General features: G+C 73.3%; 13 protein-coding genes. 10 read left to right on the forward strand and 3 right to left on the reverse strand.

All coding sequences use genetic code 11. From position 1 onward, the window contains the following. Nucleotides 1-2: 2 nt before the first annotated feature. The gene (locus ACFQ8C_RS00180; RefSeq protein WP_383450626.1) at nt 3-626 is read right to left on the reverse strand and encodes a MerR family transcriptional regulator; all 624 of its coding nucleotides are present in this window, start codon (nt 624-626) and stop codon (nt 3-5) included. Between the two features lie 172 nt (nt 627-798). On the opposite strand from ACFQ8C_RS00180, the gene ACFQ8C_RS00185 reads away from it, so the two are divergent. The 5 genes from ACFQ8C_RS00185 to ACFQ8C_RS00205 all read left to right on the forward strand — a co-directional run bounded on the left by ACFQ8C_RS00185 (nt 799) and on the right by ACFQ8C_RS00205 (nt 5063). Continuing rightward, the gene (locus ACFQ8C_RS00185; protein WP_383450371.1) at nt 799-2346 is read left to right on the forward strand and encodes a flavin-containing monooxygenase; all 1548 of its coding nucleotides are present in this window, start codon (nt 799-801) and stop codon (nt 2344-2346) included. Further along, entirely contained in the window at nt 2343-3236 is an 894-nt protein-coding gene (locus ACFQ8C_RS00190) for an alpha/beta fold hydrolase (protein ID WP_383450374.1), read from the forward strand. The genes ACFQ8C_RS00185 and ACFQ8C_RS00190 overlap by 4 nt, the downstream gene beginning before the upstream one ends. Continuing rightward, nucleotides 3233-4114, forward strand: coding sequence for an SDR family oxidoreductase (locus ACFQ8C_RS00195; RefSeq protein ID WP_383450377.1), 882 nt, complete (start codon nt 3233-3235; stop codon nt 4112-4114). Before ACFQ8C_RS00190 ends, ACFQ8C_RS00195 begins: the two co-directional genes overlap by 4 nt. Nucleotides 4115-4233: 119 nt before the next feature. Then, a complete protein-coding gene (locus ACFQ8C_RS00200; RefSeq protein ID WP_383450380.1) occupies nt 4234-4422 on the forward strand; it encodes a hypothetical protein in 189 nt (62 codons plus the stop codon). 116 nt (nt 4423-4538) lie between these two features. Beyond that, the gene (locus ACFQ8C_RS00205) at nt 4539-5063 is read left to right on the forward strand and encodes a GNAT family N-acetyltransferase (protein WP_383450382.1); all 525 of its coding nucleotides are present in this window, start codon (nt 4539-4541) and stop codon (nt 5061-5063) included. On the opposite strand, the gene ACFQ8C_RS00210 is transcribed toward ACFQ8C_RS00205, so the two are convergent. Beyond that, entirely contained in the window at nt 5006-8311 is a 3306-nt protein-coding gene (locus tag ACFQ8C_RS00210; protein ID WP_383450385.1) for a S41 family peptidase, read from the reverse strand. The two genes, ACFQ8C_RS00205 and ACFQ8C_RS00210, sit on opposite strands and share 58 nt — an antisense overlap. 170 nt (nt 8312-8481) lie before the next feature. Between ACFQ8C_RS00210 and ACFQ8C_RS00215 the strand changes: the two genes are divergently transcribed. Beyond that, entirely contained in the window at nt 8482-9054 is a 573-nt protein-coding gene (locus ACFQ8C_RS00215) for a TetR/AcrR family transcriptional regulator (protein ID WP_383450387.1), read from the forward strand. A gap of 102 nt (nt 9055-9156) precedes the next feature. Continuing rightward, on the forward strand, nt 9157-11325 hold the full coding sequence (locus tag ACFQ8C_RS00220; protein ID WP_383450389.1) for an MMPL family transporter: 2169 nt from the start codon (nt 9157-9159) through the stop codon (nt 11323-11325). Nucleotides 11326-11420: 95 nt separating this feature from the next. On the opposite strand, the gene ACFQ8C_RS00225 is transcribed toward ACFQ8C_RS00220, so the two are convergent. Beyond that, nucleotides 11421-11768, reverse strand: a complete 348-nt coding sequence (locus ACFQ8C_RS00225) for an SsgA family sporulation/cell division regulator (protein WP_383450392.1) — start codon at nt 11766-11768, stop codon at nt 11421-11423. 180 nt (nt 11769-11948) lie between these two features. Here ACFQ8C_RS00225 and ACFQ8C_RS00230 point away from each other — a divergent pair, with 180 nt between their 5' ends. From ACFQ8C_RS00230 to ACFQ8C_RS00240, 3 genes are read left to right on the forward strand one after another with little or no spacing between them, the layout of a single operon-like run. Beyond that, nucleotides 11949-12995, forward strand: a complete 1047-nt coding sequence (locus tag ACFQ8C_RS00230; RefSeq protein WP_383450394.1) for an energy-coupling factor ABC transporter permease — start codon at nt 11949-11951, stop codon at nt 12993-12995. Nucleotide 12996: 1 nt separating this feature from the next. Next, nucleotides 12997-13758 carry a cobalt ECF transporter T component CbiQ gene (gene cbiQ, locus ACFQ8C_RS00235; RefSeq protein ID WP_383450396.1) on the forward strand — a complete coding sequence of 254 codons (762 nt, stop codon included), beginning with the start codon at nt 12997-12999 and terminating at the stop codon, nt 13756-13758. Then, on the forward strand, nt 13755-14510 hold the full coding sequence (locus ACFQ8C_RS00240; RefSeq protein WP_383450399.1) for an energy-coupling factor ABC transporter ATP-binding protein: 756 nt from the start codon (nt 13755-13757) through the stop codon (nt 14508-14510). The genes cbiQ and ACFQ8C_RS00240 overlap by 4 nt, the downstream gene beginning before the upstream one ends. The last annotated feature ends 19 nt before the right edge of the window (nt 14511-14529 follow it).

The raw sequence follows: 14529 nt of genomic DNA on the forward strand, positions 1-14529 counted from the left end.
CGTCAGGCCCCCGTGTCGCGCAGGCGGCGGTCGAGGGCCATGGAGAGCTCGGCCTCCACGACGCTCTTGGCGAGCGGGCGCAGGTGCCGGAGGTCGCCGTCCTTCACGTGGGGGCCCAGGGCGTCGGCGAAGAGGGCGGCGAGGGCGTCGGCGTGCTCGCGGACGACGGCGCCCGCCTTGAGGACCTCCGCGAGGGGGACGCCCTCGCGGACCAGGGCCGCCGAGACGTCGAGGAGGCGGCGGCTGACGTGGACGATCTCCTCGCCGTCCGTCGCCAGGTAGCCGAGGTCCAGGGCGGCCGCCAGGTTCTCCGGGGTGACCTCGCCGTCGAAGTGGTCGGCGAGCTCCCCGGGGGTGAGCCGGACCGGCTCCTCCTCGGTGGGGGTGCCGAGTTCGAGGACCTCGCCGACGTCCCGGCCCGATTCGAAGGCCGTGGTGAGGTCGGCGATGCCGGTGAGGGTGTGGCCGCGTTCGAGCAGGGCGGCGATGGTGCGGAGGCGGGCCAGGTGGCGCTCGTCGTACCAGGCGATCCGGCCCTCGCGGCGCGGCGGCGGGATCAGGCCGCGCTCGCGGTAGAAGCGGAGCGTGCGGACGGTGATGCCGGCCGCCTCGGCCAGATCCGTCATCCGGTACTCGTGGGGTGGGTTCCCTGATCGTTCTGCCACACCCGCCAGCCTATGTTGTACCGCCGGTAACTTTCCCTCGTCCGACCCCTACCGCTCGGTATGGAGCTGCTCTACAGTCCCGACTGTGCCAGTGATTGCTGGCGGAATCTTGGCCGGGCGCACGGGAGGCGGCATGGCGAAGCACGAGCACGTTCGGGTGGCGGTGATCGGATCGGGGTTCGGCGGACTCGGAGCCGCCGTCCGGCTGCGCCGCGAGGGAATCACCGACTTCGTCATCCTGGAGCGGGCCGACTCCGTGGGCGGGACCTGGCGGGACAACAGCTACCCCGGGTGCGCCTGCGACGTGCCCTCCCACCTCTACTCGTTCTCCTTCGCGCCCAACCCCGACTGGCCCCGGACCTTCTCCGGGCAGCGCCACATCCGGGCCTACCTGGAGCACGTCGCCGACACCTTCGGGCTCCGCCCGCACCTGCGCCTGAACCACGAGGTGCTGCGCATGGAGTGGGACGCCGACGAGCTGCGGTGGCGGATCGAGACCAGTGCCGGCTCCTTCAGCGCCGACGTCGTCGTCTCCGCCACCGGGCCGCTCTCCGACCCGAAGATCCCGGACATCCCGGGGCTCGACGGCTTCACCGGCAAGGTCTTCCACTCGGCCCGCTGGGACCACGACTACGACCTCCGGGGCAAGCGGGTCGCCATGGTCGGCACCGGCGCCTCCGCCATCCAGATCGTGCCCTCCATCCAGCCCGAGGTCGCCCGGCTGACCCTCTTCCAGCGCACGCCCCCGTGGGTCATGCCCCGCCTGGACCGCCCCATCAGCGGCCCCGAGCGCTGGCTGCACCGCAAGCTGCCCGCCACCGCCACCCTGCGCCGCGGCATCCTGTGGGGCATCCGCGAACTCCAGGTCGGCGCCTTCACCAGGCACCCCGGCGAACTGGGCCTGGTCGAGAAGCTGGCGAAGGCGAACATCGCCAGGGCCGTCAAGGACCCGGCGCTGCGGGCCAGGCTCACGCCCTCGTACCGCATCGGCTGCAAGCGGATCCTGCTCTCCAACGCCTACTACCCGGCCCTCGCCCAGCCCAACGTCGACGTCGTCGCCGGCGGCCTGAAGGAGGTCCGCGGCAATGTCGTCGTCGGCTCCGACGGCACCGAGACCGAGGTCGACGCGATCGTCTTCGGCACCGGTTTCCACGTCACCGACATGCCGATCGCCCCGCGCGTCATCGGCGCCGACGGCCGCTCGCTCGCCGAGGCCTGGAAGGACGGCATGGAGTCGCTGCGCGGCGCCACCGCCGCCGGCTTCCCCAACTGGATGACGATCATCGGGCCCAACACCGGCCTCGGGAACTCCTCCATGATCCTCATGATCGAGTCCCAGCTGAACTACATGGCCGACTACCTCCGCCAGCTGAACGTCCTGGGCGGCCGGGCCGCCCTCGCCGCCCGCCCCTCCGCCGTCAACGCCTGGAACCGCAAGGTCCAGAACCGCATGGAGCGGACCGTCTGGAAGGCCGGCGGCTGCGAGAGCTGGTACCTCGACGCCAACGGCCGCAACACCACCCTCTGGCCGGGCACCACCGGGGAGTTCCGCCGCGAGACCCGCCGGGTCGACCTCTCCGAGTACGAGGTCGTCCGCGCCCCCAAGCCGGTGAAGGCCGCCGTCAAGGGCGCCGAGCCCACCGCCCGCCGCGCCGACCGCAAGAAGGAGGCCGCCTCGTGAACCCCCGCACCCTGACCGTCCGCTCCGCCGACGGCGCCGAGTTGCACACCGAGGTGCACGGCCCCGAGGGCGCGCCCGTCGTCGTCCTCGCCCACGGCTGGACCTGCTCGACGGCCTTCTGGGCCGAGCAGATCCGGGACCTCGCCGTCGACCACCGGGTCGTCGCCTACGACCAGCGCGGCCACGGGCGCTCACCCGTCCCCGCCGCCGGCGGCTACTCGACCACCGCGCTCGCCGACGACCTGGAGGCGGTGCTCGCCGCCACCCTCGGGCCCGGCGAGCGGGCCGTCGTCGCCGGCCACTCCATGGGCGGAATGACGATCATGGCCGCGGCCGGCCGCCCCGGTTTCGTCCAGCACGCCGCCGCCGTCCTGCTCTGCTCGACCGGCCCGTCCCGGCTCACCGCCGAGTCCACGGTCGTGCCCCTCGGGCCCGGCGGGCTGCGGACCCGGCTCACCGGCGCCGTCCTCGGCTCGAAGGCGCCGCTCGGACCGGTCACCGGGATCTCGAAGAAGGTCCTCAGGTACGCGACCATGGGACCCGGCTCGTCACCCGGGAGGGTCGACGCCTGTGCCCGGATCGTGCACGCCTGCCCGCGCCCGTCCCGCCACGGCTGGTCGCAGGTGCTCGCCCACCTCGACCTGGAGGCGGGCCTGCGCGACCTGCGCGTACCGGCCGCCGTCCTCGTCGGCACCGCCGACCGGCTCACGCCGCCGGTCCACTCCCGGGCCATGGCCGAGGCGCTGCCGCACTGCACCGGACTCACCGAACTGGCCGGCATGGGCCACATGACGCCGGTCGAGGCCCCGGAGGCCGTCACCGCGCAGATCCGCGAACTGACGCTCACCTATCTCGGAGCGCGTCCGACCAGCAAGGAGGCAGGGGTATGAGCAGGGTCAGTCTGGAAGGGCAGGTCGCGGTCGTCACCGGCGGCGCCCGCGGCGTGGGCGAGCTGCTCGCCCGCAAGCTCTCCGCGCGCGGCGCGAAGATCGCCCTCGTCGGCCTGGAGCCCGAGCTCCTCAAGGAGGTCGCCGGGCGGCTGCACACCGAGGCCGACTGGTGGGAGGCGGACGTCACCGACCACGAGGCCATGGCCCGGGTCGCCGCCGAGGTCAAGGAGCGCTTCGGGAAGGTCGACATCGTCGTCGCCAACGCCGGTGTCGCGGCGGGCGGTCCGTTCGTCGACTCCGACCCGGTCGCCTGGCGGCGGGTCATCGAGGTCAACCTCATCGGCGGGGCGGTCACCGGCCGCGCCTTCCTCCCGGTCCTCATGGAGTCCCGGGGGTACTTCCTCCAGATCGCCTCGCTCGCCGCGATGACCCCGGCCCCGATGATGACCGCCTACTGCGCCTCCAAGTCCGGCGTCGAGGCCTTCGCGCACAGCCTGCGCGCCGAGGTCGCCCACAAGGGCGTGCGGGTCGGTGTCGGCTACCTCTCCTGGACCGACACCGACATGGTGCGCGGCGCCGACCAGGACGACGTCATGAAGGAGCTGCGGCAGCGGCTGCCGTGGCCGTCGAACCGCACGTACCCCCTCGGCCCGGCCGTCGACCGGATCGTCGCCGGCATCGAGCGCCGCTCCGCCCACGTGTACGCGCAGTGGTGGCTGCGCGGGATGCAGTCCGTCCGCGGCTACCTGCCCGGCGTGATCGCCGGAGTCGGACAGCGCGAGATGAAGCGGTTCGAGCCCCGGCTGTCCTCGGTGTCGAAGGGCCTGGTGGGCGCGGGTGGCGTGGCCGACGAACAGGCCCGCACGGAGCGGGCGTGAGCCCCGCCCGTACGGACCGTAACTGATCGAAATGCGTGGAGTGTTCGCTCGTGCAAGGCTGGTCGAGGCCCAGGGGCAAGCCGCCCCGTCCCCTCACACCCTTACTAGGAGTGAACTTCATGGGCATCAAGGACCAGTTCCAGGACAAGGCGCAGGAGCTCCAGGACCGCGCCAAGCAGGCCATGGGCAACGCCAAGGACGAGGCCTCGGAGCGCGCCAAGAAGGGGCGCGAGGGCTCGCAGGAGGCGAAGGAGCGCGAACAGCGCGAAGCGCGCGAGCGCGGTATGCGCGAGGACCACGGAGCCTGACGCCCGTCCTGTGACGGAAGGCGCACCCGGGACGCCGGGTGCGCCTTCCGCGTGCGCGGGCCACTTCCGCGCGTAACTCCCGCGCGCCCGCGCGCGGATCTTCGTACGCTCCCCTCATGTCCGTCGCACTCGAACGCCTGCGCCCCGACCACGCGCCCGCCCTGCTCGTCTTCGAGCGGGAGAACAGGGCCTACTTCGCCGCCACCGTCGCCGACCGGGGGGACGCGTACTTCACGGAGTTCGACACCCGGCACCGGGCGCTGCTCGACGAGCAGGAGGAGGGGACCGTCCACTTCCACGTCCTGGTCGCCGAGGGCGGCGCGATCGTCGGCCGGGTCAACCTGGTCGACGTGGCCGACGGCGCGGCCGAGCTCGGCTACCGGATCGCGGAGTCGGCCACCGGGCGGGGGCTCGCCACCCGGGGCGTCCTGGAGGTGTGCCGGCTCGCCGTGGAGGAGTACGGGCTGCGCCGGCTGTACGCCGGGGCGTCGCCGGACAACCTCGCGTCCCGGGCGGTGCTCGCCCGGGTCGGTTTCGGTGCGGTGGGGAGCGTGGCCATGGACAGTGGGGAGTCCGGGATCGCCTACGAGCTGGATCTCGGCGGCAGTTTCGGGCGGGAGCGGTCCGGCACGGACTCGTAGCCGGGCGGGCTCGCGGCGGGCTCCGATTCGAGCAGGGCGAGGGCCCGGTGGACGGCGTCGTCGAGCTGGGCGTGTCGGCCCTCGGCCCAGTCGAGCGGGGTGCGCAGGACGGCCAGGTCGGGTTCGACGCCGTGGTTCTCCACGGACCAGCCCCACTCGGTGAACCAGGCCGCGTTCATGGGGACGGTGATCTGGGTGCCGTCGCCGAGCTTGTGGCGGCCGGTCATGCCGACGACCCCGCCCCAGGTGCGCTGGCCGACGACGGGGCCGAGGCCGAGGAGCTTGAAGGCGGCGGTGATCATGTCGCCGTCGGAGGAGGTGGCCTCGTCGGCGAGGGCGACGACCGGGCCGCGCGGGGCGTTGGAGGCGTAACTGACGGGCTGGGCGTTGCGGGTGAGGTCCCAGCCGATGATCTTCCGGGTGAGGGTCTCCACGACCAGTTCGCTGATGTGGCCGCCGGCGTTGCCCCGCACGTCGACGATGAGGGCCGGGCGGGAGACCTCCATCCGCAGGTCGCGGTTGAACTGGGCCCAGCCGGAGCCGCCCATGTCGGGGATGTGGAGGTAGCCGCAGCGGCCGCCGCTCAGCTCGCGGACCACGGCCCGGCGCTTGGCGACCCAGTCCTGGTAGCGGAGCGGGCGTTCGTCGATCAGCGGGACGACGGCGACCCGTCGGGAGCGGCCCTCGCCGCCGGCCGGGGTGAAGGTGAGCTCGACGGTGGTGCCGCCGGTGCCGGCGAGCAGCGGGTAGGGGCCGGTGACGGGGTCGACGGGCCGGCCGTCGACGTGGGTGAGGGCGGCGCCCTCGCGGATGCCGGTGCCGGCGAGCGGGGAGCGCGCCTTGGAGTCGGAGGACTCGCCGGGCAGGATCCGCTTCACCACCCAGCCGCCGTCGCGGGGCACGAGGTTGGCGCCGAGGAGCCCCTGGGGGCGCTGGTAGTGCGGCGGGCCCTCGTTGCGCCGGGCGGGGGTGACGTAGGCGTGGGAGGTGCCGAGTTCGCCCATGACCTCGCGGAGCAGGTCGGCGAACTCGTCGGGGGAGGCGACCCGTTCGAGGAGGGGCCGGTACTGGTCGAGGATCGCCGGCCAGTCGACGCCGCCCATCCCCGGCTCCCAGAAGTAGGCGCGGACGATCCGCCCGGCCTCCTCGTAGGACTGGCGCCACTCGGCGCCGGGGTCGACGTCGTGGAGGATGCGGCGCAGGTCGAGGTAGACCGTGGAGTCGCCGTCGCCGGGTTCGGTGGCGGGGACGGCCCGCAGCTCGCCCTCGTCGAAGACGACGAGCCGGGAGCCGTCGCCGCTGACGGCGAACCAGTCGAGGTCGCGGGCGAGTTCGCTGCGGCGGGCCTTGACGACGGAGAAGTGCTCCAGGGTGGGGCGGCCCGAGGTGTCGGCGGGGTTGGCGAAGGTCTCGCCGAGGGCGCCGGAGATGGGCCAGCGCAGCCAGACGAGCCCGCCGCCGGAGACCGGGGCGAGCGCCGAGTACTTGGAGGCGGCGACGGGGAAGGGGGTGACCCGGTCGGGCAGGCCCTCGATCTCCACGGTGACCGTGCCGTCGCCGCTGTCGGCGCCGTCGTCGGCCGGGTCGAGGCCGCCGGCCGCCGGGCGGCCGTCGGGCAGCAGCGCGAAGGGCGAGGGGGTCGCGGAGGAGAGCGGGACCAGGTAGGGGCGGCAGCCGAGCGGGAACGACAGGTCGCCGGTGTGGACGTCGTACACCGGGTCGAAGCCGCGCCAGGAGAGGAAGGCGAGGTAGCGGCCGTCGCTGGTGAAGACCGGGTTCTCGTCCTCGAAGCGGCCGTTGGTGACGTCGATGACCGTGCGCGGGCCCGGGCCGGAGATGCGGACCAGCTTGATGGAGCGCAGGGAGCGGCCGATGCCGGGGTGGGACCAGGTGAGCCAGGCGCCGTCGGGGGAGAAGGCGAGGTCGCGGACGGGGCCGTTGACGGAGCGGATGAGCTCGGTGACCTCGCCGTTGGAGTCCTCGGTGGCGTCGACGAGGAGCAGCCGGCCGTCGTGGGAGGCGATGGCGAGCCGTTCGCCGTCGGGGTCGGCGACGAGTTCCTCGACCCGGCCGAGCTCCCCGGCGGCGAGTCGGCGCGCGGGCCGGTCGCCGGTGGTCCGGGGGAGGTAGGCGATCTCGACGGCGTCCTCGCCCTCGGCGTCGGTGACATAGGCGATCTGGCCGCCGCTGCCGAGCATCTCGGGGAGCCGGACGCGGACGCCGGGGGTGTCGGTGATGGCGCGGGCGGGCCCGTCCCGGTGGGTGAGCCAGTACAGGCTGCCGCGTACGCCGACGGCGCTGGCCCGGCCGGTCTCGTCGACGGAGAGCGCGTCGACGTGCTGGGAGGCGGGCAGCTGGTAGGGGCGGCGGCCGGCCCGCTGCCCGCCGAGCCGGATCTCCAGGCGGCGCGGTTCGGCGCCGGCGCTCAGGTCGTCGGCGATCCACAGTTCTCCGGCGCACTGGTAGACGACCCGGCGGCCGTCGGAGGAGGCGTGCCGGGCGTAGAAGTCGGCGTGGTCGGTGTGGCGGCGCAGGTCCGTGCCGTCGGGGCGGCAGGAGTAGAGGTTGCCGATGCCCTCGTGGTCGGAGAGGAAGGCGACCCGGTACCCCTCCTCGCCGGGCGGCGCGGCGACGAACATCGGGTCGGCGAGGTGGCCGCCGATGTCGGGCAGGAGCCGTTCGCCGTGGAGCCAGAGGCGGCCGGTGGCGCCGCCCCGGTACCGCTTCCAGGCGGCCGGCGCGTGCGGCGGGGTGCCGGTGAGGAGGAGGGTGCGGCGCTCGCCGTCGACGTCCCGGACGGCGATGTCGGAGACGGGGCCCCAGGGCAGCTTGCTGCCGGGCGTGCCGTCGGTGGCGACCGTGTAGGCCCAGGAGAAGTACGAGAAGGGCTGGCCGTGCGAGGAGACGGCGAGGATGTCGGAGCGCCCGTCCTTGTCCGGGGGCGACCAGCCGCAGACGCGGGTGTCGGTGGAGCCCCAGTGGGTCAGCTGGCGGGCGTGGCCGCCGTCGACGGGCACGAGGTGGATCTCGGGGTCGAGGCTGCGCCAGTTCGTGTAGGCGATGTGGCGCCCGTCGGGGGAGAAGCGGGGGTGTCCGGCCCGGGTGCGGTCGACCGTGAGCCGCCAGGCGCGGCCGGGTCTCCGCCCCTCGGGCACGAGCGGGGCGATCCAGAGGTCGTCCTCGGCCGTGAAGCACAGCAGGTCGTCGTGGAGGTGCGGGAAGCGGAGGTAGGCCACGTCGTCACTCACCCGTTCATGCTTTCCGCGCGGAGGGGGTGCGGCAACCCGTACGGCGGGACCCGTGGCCGGAGGCGTGTGTCCCAGGACACGTACGAAACGGTTTCGTTTCGCTGGGTGGCGGGGTACCTTCGTACCGTACGAAGAGTACGAAACCGTTTCGTTCGGTCCGGAGGTACGGCATGGCCCGCAGCAGACTCACGCCCGAGCGGGAGTCCGAGCTGTACGCGGCCGTCCTCGACCTCCTCCGCGACGTCGGCTACGACGCCCTCACCATGGACGCCGTCGCCGCCCGCACCCACTCCAGCAAGGCCACCCTCTACCGCCAGTGGGGGAGCAAGCCGGAGCTGGTCGCCCGGGCCCTGCGCCACAACAAGCCGGTCAGTCTCACCGAGATCGACACCGGCTCGCTGCGCGGCGACTTCCAGGCCCTCATGGAACTGACCGACGACTGCCAGATGGAGAAGGACACCGCGCTGATGCGGGGTCTGGCCCATGCCGTCCACGACAACCCGGACCTGCACCGGGCCCTGCGCGAGCTGCTCATCGAACCCGAGCTGAACGGCTTCGACGAGGTCCTCGCCCGAGCGGTCCGGCGCGGCGAGATCGATCCGGACAACCCGGCGCTCAAGCTCGTCCCCCACATGCTGATCGGGGCGTTCGTCGCCCGCCCGCTGGTCGACGACCAGCCGGTCGACCGCGCCTTCCTGCTCGCCTACGTCGACGCCGTCGTGCTCCCCTCACTCGGCGTCTGACCCGCACCACCGTTCGTCCCTGCTCCACCTGACTGCGCACCGCTCACGCCGTCGGGCCGGCTCCCCATGCCCTGTCCCGCCCCACAATGGGAGTACGCACCCGTGGCCACCTTCCTGTACAAGCTGGGCCGCACCGCCTTCCGGCGCCGACGGCTCGTCGCCCTCCTCTGGGTGGCGCTCCTCGCGCTCGCCGGAGTCGGCGCCGCCACCGCGCCCGCCGCGACCTCCAGCTCCTTCTCCATCCCCGGCACCGAGGCCCAGCGCGCCTTCGACCTGCTCGAAGAGCGCTTCCCCGGAGCCGGCGCCGACGGCGCCACCGCCCGGGTCGTCTTCAAGGCCCCCGACGGCGGCAAGATGACCGACGCGGCCCCCAAGGCCGTCGTCGAGGAGACCGTCGCCGCGCTGAAGTCCGGCTCGGACCAGATCGTCTCCGTGACCGACCCGTACACGGCGCAGGCCGTCTCCCGGGACGGCTCCACCGCCTACGTCTCCGTCGCCTACAAGGTCAACGGGATGGAGCTGACCGACGAGACCCGTGAAGCCCTCCAGCAGGCCGGTCACGCGGCCCAGGGCAAGGGCCTGACGGTCGAGCTCGGCGGCGACGCCCTCCAGACCATGCCCGAGACCGGCGCGGGCGAGATCGTCGGCGTGGTCATCGCCGGCATCGTCCTCGTCATCACCTTCGGCTCGCTCGTCGCGGCCGGACTGCCGCTGCTCACCGCGATCATCGGCGTCGGCATCGGCGTCTCCACGATCACCGCGCTCGCCAACGTCCTGGACCTCGGCTCCACCACCTCCACCCTCGCGATGATGATCGGCCTCGCCGTCGGCATCGACTACGCCCTCTTCATCGTCTCCCGCTACCGCGCCGAACTGGCCGACGGGCGGAGCAAGGAGGAGGCCGCCGGCCGCGCCACCGGCACCGCCGGATCGGCGGTCGTCTTCGCCGGACTCACCGTCGTCATCGCCCTCGTCGGCCTCGCCGTCGTCAACATCCCGATGCTGACGAAGATGGGCTTCGCCGCCGCGGGCACCGTCGTCATCGCCGTCCTGATCGCCCTCACCCTGATCCCGGCGCTGCTCGGCTTCGCCGGCGACAAGGTGATCGGCCGCAAGCAGCGCAAGGGCGCCGCCGAGTCCCCGGAGAAGGCCGCCAAGCCGAACGCCGGCACCCGCTGGGCCCGCTTCGTCATCCGCCGCCCGCTCTTCGTCCTGCTGGCCGGCGTCCTCGGCCTCGGCGCCATCGCGATCCCGGCCGCCTCCCTGGAGATGGGCCTGCCCGACGACGGCGTGAAGCCGGTCTCCGCGACCGAGCGCCGCGCCTACGACCTGCTCTCCGACGGCTTCGGCCCCGGCTTCAACGGCCCGCTGCTCGTCGTCGTCGACGGCGACAAGGCCACCGCCGACAAGACGGTCGACACCATCGAGCGCCTCGACGGCATCGCCGCCGTCACCCCCGCCACCCCCAACAAGGCCGGCGACGCCGCCATGATCACGGTGATCCCGAAGGACCGCCCGTCCTCCGGCGCCACCGAGACCCTCGTCCACGACATCCGCGACGCCACCGGCGACGACGTCCTCGTCACCGGCGCCACCGCGATGAACATCGACTTCTCGCAGAAGATGAACGACGCCCTCGTGCCCTACCTGGCACTCGTCGTCGGCCTCGCCTTCCTCCTGCTGACCGTGGTCTTCCGCTCGATCCTGGTGCCGCTCAAGGCCGCCCTCGGCTTCCTGCTCTCGGTCGTCGCCGCCCTCGGCGCCGTCGTCGCGGTCTTCCAGTGGGGCTGGCTGGGCAGCCTGTTCGGCGTCGAGCAGACCGGCCCGATCATGTCGATGATGCCGATCTTCATGGTGGGCGTCGTCTTCGGCCTGGCGATGGACTACGAGGTCTTCCTCGTGACCCGGATGCGCGAGGCGTACGTCCACGGCGAGCGGCCCGGCGAGGCGATCGTGACCGGCTTCCGGCACAGCGCCCGGGTGGTCACCGCCGCCGCGGTGATCATGATCGCGGTCTTCTCCGGTTTCATCGGCATGAGCGACCAGATGATCAAGATGATCGGCTTCGGCCTCGCCGTCGCCGTCCTCTTCGACGCCTTCGTCGTCCGCATGGCCATCGTCCCGGCCGTCCTCGCGCTCCTCGGCCACAAGGCCTGGTGGCTGCCGAGGTGGCTGGACCGGGCGCTGCCCAACGTGGACGTGGAGGGCGAGGGCCTGGCCGGGCGGGACGCCGAGGGCGGAGCCCCGAGGCCGGACCTCGTGAAGGCGTGACACCCCGAGAACCCCGGGGCCGCCCCTGAGCGGGGGGCGCGCCCCGGACCGCGCCGGGACCTGTGGGGACGGGGAGCCGACGCGGCCGTACGCCGTCAGCGTGTCGTGAGAGACGACGCGCCGGCGGCGTACGTGTGCTCCAGGAACCGCCTCAGCGCGGCGTTGTCGAACTGGACCACCGCGACCTCGTCCTCGCCGTGGAACTCGACCACCGTCTGCACCCGGCCGCACGGCCAGACCGCGATGTCGCCGCGGTGCGCGGGCTCCCGCAGCCCGTCCTCCAGGAGGGCGCGGGGGAAGGACCACTCGATCCCGCCGGGGAGGACGAAGCGGACGGTCGCGGGGGAGAAGCCGGGGTCGTAGCGGAGGGCGACGGGGACGGCCCGGGCGACGGGTGCGTCGCTGATCAGGCGGCCTCGTGCGTGGTCCTCGACGGCGCGCATCGGGTGGCTCCTCAGGTCGTGGTCGCGTGCGGGGCGGGGGAGGGCGTCATTTGCTGCGTAATGTCGGTTTCTTTCCCCGGCGGCGCTCCCGTCACTCCTGACGTGTCCGGCCTCACATCCGCCGTCTTGTGATCCGGGCGCTCTTGCAAGTCTTTTGCAGCTGCGCTCATCATTCGGTACGTGCACGTACCTGACGGATTCATCAACGCCCCCGTGTCGGCCGCCGCCGGCGTCGTCGCCGCCGCCGCGGTCGCCGTGTCCCTGCGCGGCGCGCGCAAGGAACTCGACGAGAAGGTCGCCCCCCTCGCGGGCCTGGTCGCGGCCTTCGTCTTCGCCGTCCAGATGCTCAACTTCCCGGTCGCCGCGGGAACCAGCGGCCACCTCCTCGGCGGTGCGCTCGCCGCGATCCTCGTCGGACCGTGGACAGGCGTCCTGTGCATCGCCGTCGTCCTGCTCATGCAGGGCGTGCTCTTCGCCGACGGCGGCCTCACCGCCCTCGGCGTCAACATCACCGTCATGGGCGTGGTGACCGTCGTCGTCGCGTACGCCCTCTTCCGCGGCCTGCGGCTCGTGCTGCCCCGCACCCGGGGCGGCGTCACCGCCGCGGCCTTCGTCGCCGCGCTCGTCTCCGTACCGGCCTCGGCCGCCGCCTTCACCCTGATCTACGCCGTCGGCGGCACCACGGACGTGCCGATCGGCAAGGTCCTCACCGCGATGCTCGGCGTCCACGTCCTCATCGGCATCGGCGAGGCCGTCATCACCGCCCTCACCGTCGGCGCCGTCCTCGCCGTCCGCCCCGACCTCGTCCACGGCGCCCGCGGCCTCACCGCCCCGCTGAAGCTCCGGGTCGACGGCGAGCTGGTCGACGCGGCGCCGGCCGAGGCCGAGGAGCCCGTCGCCGCCGCCTCCGGCTCGCCGAGGAAGGTGTGGATCGGCGGGGTCGTCACCGCCCTCGTCCTCGCCGGCGTCGTCTCCTTCTACGCCTCCGCCAGCCCCGACGGCCTGGAGAAGGTCGCCGCCGACAAGGGCATCGACGCCAAGGCCGAGGACCACGCCGCCGCCGGCTCCCCGCTCGCCGACTACGGCGTCGAGGGCGTCGAGTCCGCCCGCCTCTCCGGCGGCCTCGCCGGCGTGATCGGCGTCGGCGTCACCCTCGCCGCGGGCACCGGCCTCTTCTGGGCCGCCCGCCGCCGCAGGCAGCCCGCCGACACCGGGGCCCGGGTCTGACATGGGAGCGGGGCACGCGCACAAGCTGTACCGGCGGGGGGACTCGCCGGTCCACGGCCTGCCCCCGCACACCAAACTCGTCGCCGTCCTCGGCTTCGTCCTGGTGGTCGTCACCACCCCCCGCGAGGCCGTCTGGGCCTTCGCCGTCTACGCGGCCCTGCTCGGCGCGGTCGCCGCGCTCGCCCGCGTACCGGCCGGCTTTCTCCTCCGCAGGCTCGCGATCGAGATCCCCTTCGTCGCCTTCGCCCTGCTCATGCCCTTCGTGGTCCCGGGCGAGCAGACGGAGGTCCTCGGCATCTCCCTGAGCGTCCCCGGCCTGTGGGGCGCCTGGAACATCCTCGCCAAGGGCACCCTGGGCGTCGCCGCCTCCGTGCTCCTCGCCGCCACCACCGAGCTGCGCTCCCTCGTCCTCGGCCTCCAGCGGCTCGGTCTGCCGTCGCTGCTCGTCCAGATCGCCTCCTTCATGATCCGGTACGGGGACGTCATCGCCGACGAGATGCGCCGGATGTCCATCGCCCGCCGCTCCCGGGGCTTCGAGGCGTCCGGCGTACGCCACTGGGGCGTCCTCGCGAAGTCCGCGGGCGCGCTCTTCATCCGCTCGTACGAGCGCGGCGAACGCGTCCACCTCGCCATGGTCAGCCGCGGCTACACCGGCACCATGCCGGTCCTCGACGAGCGGCCCGCCGCCCGCGCCCAGTGGGCGGCCGCCCTCGCGCTGCCGCTCGCCGCCCTCCCGATCTGCCTCCTCGCCCTCCTGGGATGACCACCATGACCACCGCCCCCTCCCTCGACGTGCGCGGCCTCGCCTACGCCTACCCCGACGGCCACCAGGCGCTCTTCGGCGTGAACCTGACCATCGGGCGGGGCGAGCGGGTGGCCCTCCTCGGCCCCAACGGCGCCGGCAAGACCACGCTCGTCCTCCACCTCAACGGCATCCTCGCCGCCGGCGCGGGCAGCGTGACGGTCGCCGGGCTGCCCGTCGGCAAGAAGCACATGGCGGAGATCCGGCGGAAGGTCGGCATCGTCTTCCAGGACCCCGACGACCAGCTCTTCATGCCGACCGTCCGCGAGGACGTCGCCTTCGGCCCCGCCGCCGCCGGGCTGCGCGGCGCCGCGCTCGACGCGGTCGTGGAGCGGGCGCTGACGCGGGTCGGGATGGCGGAGTACGCCGACCGGCCCCCGCACCACCTCTCCTTCGGCCAGCGGCGCAGGGTCGCCGTCGCGACCGTGCTCGCCACCGAGCCCGAGATCCTCGTCCTCGACGAGCCGTCGTCCAACCTGGACCCGGCCTCCCGCCGCGAGCTCGCCGACGTGCTGCGCGCGCTCGACGTCACCGTCCTCATGGTCACCCACGACCTGCCGTACGCCCTGGAGCTCTGTCCGCGGTCGCTCGTCCTCAGCGAGGGCGTGATCGCGGCGGACGGTCCGACCCGGGAGATCCTCTCCGACGAGGAGCTCATGGCCCGCCACCGGCTCGAACTTCCCTTCGGTTTCGTTCCGGGCTCCGTCGCCTGAGACCATGGGTGCCGTTCAT

The organism is Streptomyces sp. NPDC056503 (genome assembly GCF_042794995.1).
Taxonomy (GTDB): domain Bacteria; phylum Actinomycetota; class Actinomycetes; order Streptomycetales; family Streptomycetaceae; genus Streptomyces.

What these genes read in the sequence shown, in the direction of transcription:
- cbiQ (WP_383450396.1), top strand. Translation starts at nt 12,997, where the DNA reads ATGGGAGCGGGGCACGCGCACAAGCTGTACCGGCGGGGGGACTCGCCG.
- ACFQ8C_RS00215 (WP_383450387.1), top strand. Translation starts at nt 8,482, where the DNA reads ATGGCCCGCAGCAGACTCACGCCCGAGCGGGAGTCCGAGCTGTACGCG.
- ACFQ8C_RS00225 (WP_383450392.1), bottom strand. Translation starts at nt 11,768, where the DNA reads ATGCGCGCCGTCGAGGACCACGCACGAGGCCGCCTGATCAGCGACGCA.
- ACFQ8C_RS00240 (WP_383450399.1), top strand. Translation starts at nt 13,755, where the DNA reads ATGACCACCATGACCACCGCCCCCTCCCTCGACGTGCGCGGCCTCGCC.
- ACFQ8C_RS00205 (WP_383450382.1), top strand. Translation starts at nt 4,539, where the DNA reads ATGTCCGTCGCACTCGAACGCCTGCGCCCCGACCACGCGCCCGCCCTG.
- ACFQ8C_RS00195 (WP_383450377.1), top strand. Translation starts at nt 3,233, where the DNA reads ATGAGCAGGGTCAGTCTGGAAGGGCAGGTCGCGGTCGTCACCGGCGGC.
- ACFQ8C_RS00200 (WP_383450380.1), top strand. Translation starts at nt 4,234, where the DNA reads ATGGGCATCAAGGACCAGTTCCAGGACAAGGCGCAGGAGCTCCAGGAC.
- ACFQ8C_RS00180 (WP_383450626.1), bottom strand. Translation starts at nt 626, where the DNA reads ATGACGGATCTGGCCGAGGCGGCCGGCATCACCGTCCGCACGCTCCGC.
- ACFQ8C_RS00185 (WP_383450371.1), top strand. Translation starts at nt 799, where the DNA reads ATGGCGAAGCACGAGCACGTTCGGGTGGCGGTGATCGGATCGGGGTTC.